The sequence below is a fragment of the Streptomyces sp. SID1328 genome, from assembly GCF_009865595.1.
Taxonomy (GTDB): Bacteria; Actinomycetota; Actinomycetes; order Streptomycetales; family Streptomycetaceae; genus Streptomyces; species Streptomyces griseoluteus.
In genome coordinates, this window is record NZ_WWKH01000201.1 from 1 (window position 1) to 10,730 (window position 10,730).

8 protein-coding genes are annotated in these 10,730 nt (G+C 71.8%); 6 read left to right on the forward strand and 2 right to left on the reverse strand.

Annotated features, from left to right (window positions below):
- The first annotated feature begins 376 nt into the window (after window positions 1–376).
- From GT030_RS05935 to GT030_RS05945, 3 genes are all read left to right on the forward strand, one after another.
- Window positions 377–964, forward strand: a complete 588-nt coding sequence (locus GT030_RS05935) for a sigma-70 family RNA polymerase sigma factor (RefSeq protein WP_030811807.1) — start codon at window positions 377–379, stop codon at window positions 962–964.
- Between the two features lie 131 nt (window positions 965–1,095).
- On the forward strand, window positions 1,096–2,604 hold the full coding sequence (gene guaB / locus GT030_RS05940; RefSeq protein ID WP_161200170.1) for an IMP dehydrogenase: 1,509 nt from the start codon (window positions 1,096–1,098) through the stop codon (window positions 2,602–2,604).
- A gap of 137 nt (window positions 2,605–2,741) precedes the next feature.
- The gene (locus GT030_RS05945; RefSeq protein WP_161200171.1) at window positions 2,742–3,866 is read left to right on the forward strand and encodes a GuaB3 family IMP dehydrogenase-related protein; all 1,125 of its coding nucleotides are present in this window, start codon (window positions 2,742–2,744) and stop codon (window positions 3,864–3,866) included.
- A 129-nt stretch (window positions 3,867–3,995) separates the two neighbouring features.
- On the opposite strand, the gene GT030_RS05950 is transcribed toward GT030_RS05945, so the two are convergent.
- Window positions 3,996–5,198 carry a nucleotide sugar dehydrogenase gene (locus GT030_RS05950; RefSeq protein ID WP_161200172.1) on the reverse strand — a complete coding sequence of 401 codons (1,203 nt, stop codon included), beginning with the start codon at window positions 5,196–5,198 and terminating at the stop codon, window positions 3,996–3,998.
- Window positions 5,199–5,492: 294 nt separating this feature from the next.
- On the opposite strand from GT030_RS05950, the gene GT030_RS05955 reads away from it, so the two are divergent.
- Entirely contained in the window at window positions 5,493–7,199 is a 1,707-nt protein-coding gene (locus GT030_RS05955; protein ID WP_161200173.1) for a glycerol-3-phosphate dehydrogenase/oxidase, read from the forward strand.
- 106 nt (window positions 7,200–7,305) lie between these two features.
- On the opposite strand, the gene GT030_RS35455 is transcribed toward GT030_RS05955, so the two are convergent.
- Window positions 7,306–7,515, reverse strand: coding sequence for a hypothetical protein (locus tag GT030_RS35455; protein WP_202459732.1), 210 nt, complete (start codon window positions 7,513–7,515; stop codon window positions 7,306–7,308).
- A gap of 336 nt (window positions 7,516–7,851) precedes the next feature.
- Here GT030_RS35455 and GT030_RS05960 point away from each other — a divergent pair, with 336 nt between their 5' ends.
- Both GT030_RS05960 and GT030_RS05965 read left to right on the forward strand, forming a co-directional pair.
- Window positions 7,852–9,813, forward strand: coding sequence for a serine/threonine-protein kinase (locus GT030_RS05960; RefSeq protein WP_202459733.1), 1,962 nt, complete (start codon window positions 7,852–7,854; stop codon window positions 9,811–9,813).
- Window positions 9,814–9,973: 160 nt separating this feature from the next.
- A partial coding sequence (locus GT030_RS05965) for a protein kinase (protein ID WP_161200174.1) occupies window positions 9,974–10,730 on the forward strand: 757 nt, incomplete at its 3' end.

Sequence of the window (10,730 nt, forward strand, 5' to 3'; positions counted from 1 at the left end):
CCGGGCGCCGCCGGTGCTCCTAGTCCGCGCGGCCCGGTGGACCCGCCGTCGGCCGACGCCGGTACCCGCCCGTCGGAGCTGGGCCGCTTCACCGGTGACACCGCTGCTCACCGGCACCCCCGTACCCACCCCGCCGGCGGCGGGCGTGGCGGAATCAAACCCGTGGGCGCCCCGCGAGGGATCGCGTGCTGCTTGTTTCGGTGGGGATGCCGCATCCTTGAGGTGTGGAGTCTCTCGGGGACGAGTCGAGCGAGCGGAAAACGAGCGGAAGGGGAGGGCGCAGGAGATGAGTGCCGGCGCACCTGCTCATAACGCTTCGGTGCACAACCACGAACGCGATGCCACGGACCGGTCGGCCGCAGGGCACCATGGACCGATGCGCGACGACGAGGCGGGCACGGCCCCCGGGCCTATCGGCCCCCTGGTGCACCGTGCCGTCGACGGGGACGAGCAGGCCACGCACGACCTGCTCGCACACGTCCACCCCCTCGCGCTGCGCTACTGCCGCACCCGCCTGTCCCGGCTGCCCGGCGACGCCCGCCACTTCGTGGAGGACCTCGCGCAGGAGGTCTGCGTGGCGGTGCTGCTCGCCCTGCCGCGCTACCGCGACACCGGCCGCCCCTTCGAGGCGTTCGTCTTCGCCATCGCCTCCCACAAGGTGGCCGACCTCCAGCGCGCCGCGATGCGCCACCCCGGCTCCACCGCCGTCCCCTCGGACGAGATGCCGGAGCGCCCCGACGACTCCCTGGGCCCGGAGGAGCGCGCCCTGCTCAGCTCCGACGCCGCCTGGGCGAAGAAGCTGCTGGCCAACCTCCCGGAGAACCAGCGCGAACTGCTGCTGCTCCGGATCGCCGTGGGCTTGACCGCGGAGGAGACAGGGCAGATGTTGGGAATGTCACCAGGAGCGGTCCGCGTGGCCCAGCATCGCGCGCTGAGCCGCCTGCGCGCCCTGGCCGAGCAGTAGCCCACGAGGCCACGTACCGAATTCGTACGAATATACGAAGCCTGAAGCGCCCCCGTAGTGTGGAATTTGCTCACGACGCTTCCCGTTAGCATGGACATCCGCACCGATCAAGGCCATTTGGGGAAGGTGTCATGACTGCCAACGTCGACGGAGTGCCCGGTAAATTCCAGACGCTCGGGCTGACCTACGACGACGTGCTGCTGCTGCCGGGCGCGTCGGACATGGCGCCCGACGACATCGACACCGCCTCGTACGTCTCCCGGAACGTGCGGGTCAACATCCCGCTGCTGTCCGCGGCCATGGACAAGGTGACCGAGGCCCGCATGGCGATCGCCATGGCCCGTCAGGGCGGCGTGGGCGTGCTGCACCGCAACCTGTCCATCGAGGACCAGGCCAACCAGGTCGACCTGGTGAAGCGGTCCGAGTCGGGCATGGTCACCGACCCGATCACCATCCACCCGGAGGCCACGCTCGGCGAGGCCGACGCGCTGTGCGCCCGGTTCCGGATCAGCGGTGTGCCGGTGACGGACAACGACAAGAAGCTGCTCGGCATCGTCACCAACCGCGACATGGCCTTCGAGACCGACCGCACCCGGCGTGTCCACGAGGTCATGACGCCGATGCCGCTGGTCACCGGCAAGGTCGGCATCTCCGGCCCGGAGGCCATGGAGCTGCTGCGCAAGCACAAGATCGAGAAGCTGCCGCTGGTCGACGACCGCGGTGTGCTCAAGGGTCTGATCACGGTCAAGGACTTCGTCAAGGCCGAGCAGTACCCGAACGCGGCCAAGGACTCCGAGGGCCGCCTGCTGGTCGGCGCGGCGGTCGGCGTGGCCGGTGACTCCTTCGAGCGCGCCCAGGCGCTGATCGAGGCGGGCGCCGACTTCATCGTCGTCGACACCGCGCACGGTCACTCCCGGCTGGTCGGCGACATGATCGCCAAGATCAAGTCCAACTCCTCCGGCGTCGACGTCATCGGCGGCAACATCGCCACCCGTGACGGCGCCCAGGCGCTGGTGGACGCGGGCGCGGACGGCATCAAGGTCGGCGTGGGCCCCGGCTCGATCTGCACCACGCGTGTGGTCGCGGGCGTCGGTGTCCCGCAGGTCACCGCGATCTACGAGGCCGCGCTCGCCGCCAAGGAGGCCGGGGTCCCGGTCATCGGTGACGGTGGCCTGCAGTACTCCGGCGACATCGCCAAGGCCCTGGTCGCGGGCGCCGACACGGTGATGCTCGGCTCGCTGCTCGCGGGCTGCGAGGAGTCGCCGGGCGAGCTGCTGTTCATCAACGGCAAGCAGTTCAAGTCGTACCGGGGCATGGGCTCGCTGGGCGCGATGCAGACGCGCGGCGAGCGCAAGTCGTTCTCCAAGGACCGGTACTTCCAGGAGGGCGTCGCCTCCGACGAGGCGCTGATCCCCGAGGGCATCGAGGGCCAGGTGCCCTACCGCGGCCCGCTGTCCTCCGTGGTGCACCAGCTCGTCGGCGGTCTGCGCCAGTCGATGTTCTACGTCGGCGGCCGTACCGTCCCGGAGCTGCAGGACAACGGCCGGTTCGTTCGGATCACCTCGGCGGGTCTCAAGGAGAGCCACCCGCACGACATCCAGATGACGGTCGAGGCGCCGAACTACAGCAGCAAGAAGTGACGCACGCGCACGCGTGCCGGTCGTGACGAGGGCGGTCCCGGAGCATCCGGGACCGCCCTCCGCTTCTCCGGGGACGGCCATCGACGGCCCGGTCGGGGATACTGGAAGACGCTGTAAGCATCAGGGAAAGGCATGACGTGACTGAGATCGAGATCGGGCGCGGCAAGCGCGGCCGCCGGGCGTACGCCTTCGACGACATCGCCGTCGTCCCCAGCCGCCGTACGCGGGACCCGAAGGAGGTCTCGATCGCCTGGCAGATCGACGCCTACCGCTTCGAGCTGCCGTTCCTGGCCGCTCCCATGGACTCGGTCGTCTCCCCGGCCACCGCGATCCGCATCGGTGAGATGGGCGGCCTCGGCGTCCTCAACCTCGAGGGTCTGTGGACCCGGCACGAGGACCCGCAGCCGCTGCTGGACGAGATCGGGGAGCTGCCGGCCGAGGCGGCCACCCGCCGTCTCCAGGAGATCTACGCGGCTCCGGTCAAGGAGGAGCTCATCGGGCAGCGCATCAAGGAGGTGCGGGACGCCGGTGTGGTCACGGCCGCCGCGCTCTCCCCGCAGCGCACCGCCGAGTTCTCCAAGGCGGTCGTCGACGCGGGCGTGGACATCTTCGTCATCCGCGGCACCACGGTGTCGGCGGAGCACGTGTCCTCCTCGCACGAGCCGCTGAACCTGAAGCAGTTCATCTACGAGCTGGACGTGCCGGTGATCGTCGGCGGCTGCGCCACGTACACCGCCGCCCTGCACCTGATGCGCACCGGCGCGGCGGGTGTGCTGGTCGGCTTCGGCGGCGGTGCCGCGCACACCACGCGCAATGTGCTCGGCATCCAGGTCCCGATGGCGACCGCGGTCGCCGACGTGGCCGCCGCCCGCCGCGACTACATGGACGAGTCCGGCGGCCGGTACGTGCACGTGATCGCGGACGGCGGGGTCGGCTGGTCCGGCGACCTGCCCAAGGCGATCGCCTGCGGCGCCGACGCGGTGATGATGGGCTCCCCGCTGGCCCGTGCCACCGACGCGCCCGGCAAGGGCCACCACTGGGGCATGGAGGCGGTCAACGAGGAGCTGCCGCGCGGCCAGAAGGTCGACCTCGGCACCGTGGGCACCCTGGAGGAGGTCCTCACCGGCCCCTCCCGCACCCCCGACGGCTCGATGAACTTCTTCGGCGCCCTCCGCCGCGCCATGGCCACCACGGGCTACAGCGAGCTGAAGGAATTCCAGCGCGTCGAGGTCACGGTGGCGGACAGCCAGCACCGCCGCTGACGTTTCGTTACGCGGAAAGGGCCCGGTCACTTCGACCGGGCCCTTTCGTGCGCGCGGGGGCAACCGCCGTAGCGAGGGGGGTGGTCCGGTGCCACCGCTCTCAGGCGCATTGCTCCCGCGCGCCTCCTCTCACAACCGGTGCGCCGCGCCCGTAGGGGTGGCTCCTCGGGTGTCCAGGAGGAGCTGGGCCTTTACGGAGAGGCCCTGGAGGTCGTAGGTGCGGTGGGGCTGGAGGAGGAGGGTGAGGTCGGCGGCGGCCGCGGCTTCGTAGAGGGAGTCGGCGCGGGGGACCGGGCGGTCCAGGACGTGCCAGGCGGGGATGTGGGGGTCGTGGTAGCTGACGGAGGCGCCGAGTTCCATCAGGCGGACGGCGATCTCGTGGGCGGGGGCGCCCTGCTGGTCGGCGAGGTCGGCCTTGTAGGTGACGCCGAGGAGGAGCACGCGGGCCCCTCGGGCGGACTTGCCGTGCTCGTTGAGGAGGGCGGCGGCCCGCTGGACGACGTAGTGCGGCATGCGTTCGTTGACCTGCTGGGCCAGCTCCACCATGCGCAGCCCCCGGCTGGCGTGGCCGGTGAGGTCCTGGGGCACGCCGTGGCCGCCGACGCCGGGCCCCGGCCGGAACGCCTGGAAGCCGAACGGCTTGGTCTCCGCGCAGCGGATCACGTCCCACAGGTCGACGCCCAGCTCGTGGCAGACGACGGCCATCTCGTTGACGAGCGCGATGTTGACATGCCGGAAGTTGGTCTCCAGCAGCAGTACCGCCTCCGCCTCGCGCAGCCCCCGCGCCCGGACCACCTTGTCGGTGAGCCGGCCGTAGAACGCGGCGGCCGACTCGGTGCAGGCCGGGGTGAGGCCGCCGATGACCCTGGGGGCCGGGGTGTGGTCGCGGCTGCCCGGGTCGGTCCGGCTGGGGGAGTAGGCGAGGTGGAAGTCGCGCCCGGCGCGCAGTCCGGAGCCGCGCTCCAGGATCGGCCGCAGCAGGTCCTCGGTGGTGCCGGGCAGGACGGGCGACTCCAGGATGACCGTGGTGTGCGGGCGCAGCCGCTCGGCCAGCGTGCGGGCGGCCCCCTCGACCTGCCCGAGGTCGAGTTCGCCGTCGGCGCCGCGCGGGGTGGGCGCGCAGATGAGGGCGGTGCGGACCCGGCCGAGCTGGGCGGGGTCGGTGCTGAGTCTGAAGCCGGTGGAGCGCATCCGGCGGAGTTCGGCGGCGCTGAGCGACCCCGCTTCGGGGCCGGTGGCGTATCCGATGGTGGGGATGCCTGCGGCGACGGCGGCCTGGGCCAGCGGCAGGCCGTAGGGACCGAGTCCGATGACGGCGAGATCTGCGGGCATGGCGTGGGCCGTCCTTCCCGATAGCCGAAGTGGGAATGGTGCGCAAGCCCGGTGGACCGCCTGAGCGAGCGCACAGTCAGACTAGGTACAAATATGACCGTTATGTGTGATTGTGTTCGTGTGTCTTCGGGGGGATACGCGCGGGTTGTCCACAGGCTGAGGGCCCGTGGTGGCCGAACCCGGCCGAGCCCGCCACACTTTTGAGCATGAGGTTCTGGGCATGAGGAGGGGACGAAGGGGCGGCGCCGCACCGGGCGCGGCCCATCAGGGGGTTTGCGAGAGCGGGAGGCAGCGGTGAGGACAGCGACCCTAGACCCGGCGCAGCGCGCCGAGGCACTGGCGGAGATGGCCGAGCGCGAACTGGATGTGCTGGTGGTCGGCGGCGGCATCGTGGGCGCGGGCACCGCGCTGGACGCGGCCACCCGTGGCCTGTCCACCGGCCTGGTTGAGGCGCGGGACTGGGCGTCCGGCACCTCCAGCCGGTCCAGCAAACTGATACACGGCGGCCTGCGCTATCTGGAGATGCTCGACTTCCCCCTCGTGCGCGAGGCACTGAAGGAGCGCGGCCTCCTCCTGGAGCGCCTCGCCCCGCACCTGGTCAAACCGGTCCCGTTCCTCTACCCCCTCCAGCACCGCGGCTGGGAGCGCCTGTACGCGGGCGCGGGTGTCGCGCTGTACGACGCGATGTCCATGGCAAGGGGCCACGGCCGGGGCCTGCCCACGCACCGTCACCTCAGCCGCAGCCGCGCCCTGCGCGTCGCCCCCTGTCTGCGCAAGGACGCCCTGGTCGGTGCCCTCCAGTACTACGACGCCGAGGTGGACGACGCCCGCTTCGTCGCCATCCTGGTCCGCACCGCCGCGTCCTACGGCGCCAAGGTCGCCAACCGCGCCCGTGTCACCGGCTTCCTGCGCGAGGGCGAGCGGGTCGTCGGGGTCCGGGTGGAGGACGTGGAGGGCGGCGGGGAGTACGAGATCCGCGCCCGCCAGGTGGTCAACGCCACCGGGGTGTGGACCGACGACACCCAGGGCCTGGTGGGGGAGCGCGGCCAGTTCCACGTCAAGGCGTCCAAGGGCATCCACCTGGTCGTGCCCAGGGACCGCATCCACTCCAGCACCGGCCTGATCCTGCGCACCGAGAAGTCCGTCCTCTTCGTCATCCCCTGGGGCCGGCACTGGATCGTCGGCACCACCGACACCGAGTGGGATCTCGACAAGGCCCACCCGGCCGCGTCCAGCGCCGACATCGACTACCTGCTGGAGCACGTCAACTCGGTCCTCGCGGTACCGCTCACCCGTGACGACGTCGAGGGTGTCTACGCGGGCCTGCGGCCCCTGCTGGCCGGTGAGTCCGAGGCCACCAGCAAGCTGTCCCGCGAACACACCGTGGCGCACCCGGTGCCGGGCCTGGTGGTCGTCGCGGGCGGCAAGTACACGACGTACCGGGTGATGGCCAAGGACGCCGTCGACGCGGCGGTGCACGGCCTGGACCGCAGGGTGGCCGACTCCGTCACCGAGGAGATCCCGCTGCTCGGCGCCGAGGGATACCCGGCGATGTGGAACGCCCGCGAGCGCATAGCCGAGCGCAGCGGCCTGCACGTGGCCCGCGTCGAGCACCTGCTGAACCGGTACGGCTCGACGGCCGACCAGCTCCTCGACCTGATAGCCGCCGACCCCACCCTCGGCCGGCCTCTGCGGCACGCGGACGACTATCTGCGTGCCGAGATCGTCTACGCGGCCTCCCACGAGGGCGCCCGGCACCTGGACGACGTCCTCACCCGCCGCACCCGCATCTCCATCGAGACCTTCGACCGGGGCACCCGCAGCGCCCGTGAGGCCGCCGAGCTGATGGCACCGGTGCTCGGATGGGACGAGGACCAGATCGCCCGCGAGGTCGAGCACTACGAGAAGCGGGTCGAGGCCGAGCGCGAGTCCCAGCGCCAGCCCGACGACCTCACGGCGGACGCGGCCCGGCTGGGCGCGCCGGACATCGTGCCGCTGTAGGGCGGCCGGAGCTTCACTCGAACGAGTGGCCGGGGGCGGGATATCCGTTCCCGGCCCGCTCGTTCAAGGGGGTGCGGGGGCACAACTCGACGGCGCCCAACGCCCGTTAGAGCCGGGGCTCCGCCGTCGCGTCGGCGGGGTCGGCGCGGTCGGTGATGCCGCTGGTGCGGGTGGGCAGGGTGCGCGGGGTGGGGCCGGATTCCTCGCCGGAGTGCCGTGTCCCGGCGCGGAGCCGGGGCAGGAGTCCGGGGAGGCTCTGTTCGACGGTGTCGGACAGCCGGTGTTCCACGGCGAGTTGCAGCACGAGGATCGCCACGAAGGTGGTGCGCCGGCAGGGCCGCGGCGGGGGTTTCACCCTCGCTGACCAGCAACACAAGCGCAGTGTCCGAGAACTGGGCGCCGCAGGACGCGCCAGGAGCCGTGGGGGTGAGCAGCAGAGCCACGAGAACCGGTATGGACAGGACTGTCCGAAGGGTCTGCATCCCTGGCCCCTTCCGCGCCGGGGACATCATCCCGGCAACTGGAACATCTGGTTCGGAAGGCCCGCCGACACGGCGGACGAGGTGCGCCCGGAGGGGGCCCCTGGGCGTCGGCCGGTTGCCGGGTGAGGGACAATGAAGGCTCTGTCAGGGCGGGTTGCATGAGGGGACGCATGTCGGAGGCGGAGCGGGCGGGGTCATCCCGTCAGGAGACTCGTCAGGGCAAGAACGAGCGTCGTCTTCTCGCCGGGCGGTACCGGCTGGGGGACGTGCTGGGCCGGGGCGGCATGGGCACGGTCTGGCGTGCCGAGGACGAGACCCTGGGCCGGACGGTGGCGGTCAAGGAGCTGCGGTTCCCGTCGAACATCGACGAGGAGGAGAAGCGGCGTCTGATCACGCGCACGCTGCGCGAGGCCAAGGCGATCGCCCGTATCCGGAACAACAGCGCGGTGACGGTCTTCGACGTGGTCGACGAGGACGACCGTCCGTGGATCGTCATGGAGCTGGTCGAGGGCAAGTCCCTGGCCGAGGTCATCCGTGAGGACGGCGTGCTGACGCCGCGTCGGGCCGCCGAGGTCGGGCTCGCCGTGCTGGACGTGCTGCGGTCCGCGCACCGCGAGGGCATCCTGCACCGCGACGTGAAGCCGTCCAACGTGCTGATCGCCGAGGACGGCCGGGTCGTGCTCACCGACTTCGGTATCGCCCAGGTCGAGGGCGACCCGTCCATCACCTCCACCGGCATGCTCGTCGGTGCCCCCTCCTACATCTCCCCGGAGCGGGCCCGCGGCCACAAGCCGGGTCCCGCCGCCGACCTGTGGTCGCTGGGCGGCCTGCTGTACGCGGCGGTCGAGGGCGTGCCGCCGTACGACAAGGGGTCGGCCATCGCCACCCTGACCGCCGTGATGACCGAGAGCCCGGAGGAGCCCAAGAACGCGGGCCCGCTGGGCGACGTCATCAAGGGCCTGCTCACCAAGGAGCCCGAGCGGCGGCTCGACGACGCCGGCGCGCGGGCCATGCTCAACAAGGTCATCAACGCCGGTGACGCCGAGCCGCTGCACGCCACGCGGGTCGTGCCGATCCCGGCGCAGCCCGACTCCCCCGAGACGAAGCGGGAGGAGTCCGGGGACAAGGTGCGCGGCGCGCTGCGCTCGGTGCGCAAGGCCGCCGGTGCCGCGTCGGCCGCGGCTGCCGCCCGGTCGAAGAGCGAGTCCGGCGCGACGACCGGGGCCGGTGGACGCGGGGCGTCCGACACACCGAACTCCAGCGCGAACAAGCCAAGTTCGAGCTGGCCCGTGATGCCCCGGCCCGACATGGACCTCCCGCCGAGGCCGGCGCCCAAGGCGTCGCTCACCGACGTGGTGCCCCGGCGCACGCTGATCGTCGTCGCGGCGGTGATCGCGCTGGCCCTGGTGGTGGTCGGCACCGTCCTCGCCCTCACCCTCGGCGGTGGCGACGACAAGGGCACCGGCGCCCAGGGCGTGCCCAGCGCCAGTTCCTCCACCAAGCGGGACCCGGACAAGGGCGGCTCCGGCGCGACCGGTCCCGACGGTTCGGGCTCCGCGCCCGCGACCGACGGCTCCCGCTCCGGCGGGCCAAGCGACTCGAGCACCGCCGACGACTCCGACGGCAAGGGCAAGGGCGGCAGCGGCGATTCGGACGACGACTCCTCCGGGTCCTCGGGGAAGAAGGGATCGGGCAGCGCGCCCGTCGTGACGACCCGCAAGAGCTCCCAGGGCTACTCGATCGGCCTGCCCAAGGGCTGGAAGTACGGCTCGACGAGCGCCGCCGGCGACCGCTACACGGGCCCCGGCGGACAGAAGCTGCTCGTCGCCTGGACCAGCACGCCCAAGAGCGACCCGGTGAAGGACTGGGAGAACCAGGAGCGCTACATGGTGCGCTCCCAGTACGACCGCATCCGGATAGCGAAGGTGGACTACCGGGGCTGGACCACGGCCGACTGGGAGTTCACCTATGTGGACGGCGGCACCAAGTACCGTTCCATCGACCGGGGGTTCAAGGTCAACGACCACCTCGGGCACGCGCTGATGTACACCGCGAAGAGCTCCGACTGGGACGGCGCGCTGCGCGAGGACACCTGGAAGACGCTCACGACGTCCTTCGAGCCCAAGTCGTGACCTGAACGAGTTCGGGTTGGGAGCCTGGAATCGGTCATCCCCTCGGTGCGGGTTGCCTCCGGCACGTATCGTGAATGGTTGAGAACCGTACGCAGCCGGGTGTGACGCGTGACGGGCGGTGAACGATCGCGGGCGACCGGAACGGCAGGGGGTGGCAGACATGGACGACTACGCGGGGCGGGTGCTCGCCGACCGCTACCGACTGCCGCTGCCGCCCTCCGACGAGTACGAACTCACCGAGACGTACGCCTTCGACACCTACAGCGGACAGGAGGTGCTGGTCCGTCAGGTGCCGTTGCCGGAGGTCGTCGAGGCCGAGGTGATCGACGCCGAGGGACTGCCCGAGGGGTTCACGGCGCGTGAGCGCGGCCGTCGCGCGCCGGCGGGCCGCAGCGCCACCCGTACGCCCGGGGACCCCGCCGTGCGGCGCGCCGTGGAGGCCGCGCAGGCGGCGGCCCGGATACCGGACCATCCACGGCTGGACCAGGTCTTCGACGTGTTCGCCGAGGGCGGTTCGCTGTGGATCGTCAGCGAGGCGGTGTCCGCGCGCCCCCTGTCCGCGCTCCTCGCCGAGCAGCCGCTGTCGCCCTACCGGGCGGCCGAGGTCGCGGCCGACGTGGTGATGGCGCTGCGCGTGCTGCACGCCCACGGCTGGACCCACCGCAACATCACCGCCCGCACGGTCCTGGTCTGCGACGACGGCCGGGTCATGCTGACCGGCCTCGCGGTCGGCGCGGCGGAGGAAGCGCTCTGCGGGTACGACCCGGTCCCGGCCCAGGACGGCCCGGAGGACCACCCGCTGCCCGACCAGCGGCAGCCCGGCGGGAGTGTCGTACCGCGTACGGCCGGGACGGCGGCCGTCGCCGACACGGACCCCGAGGCCGCACGGCGTGCCGCGATCCAGGCCCGCGTGGCCG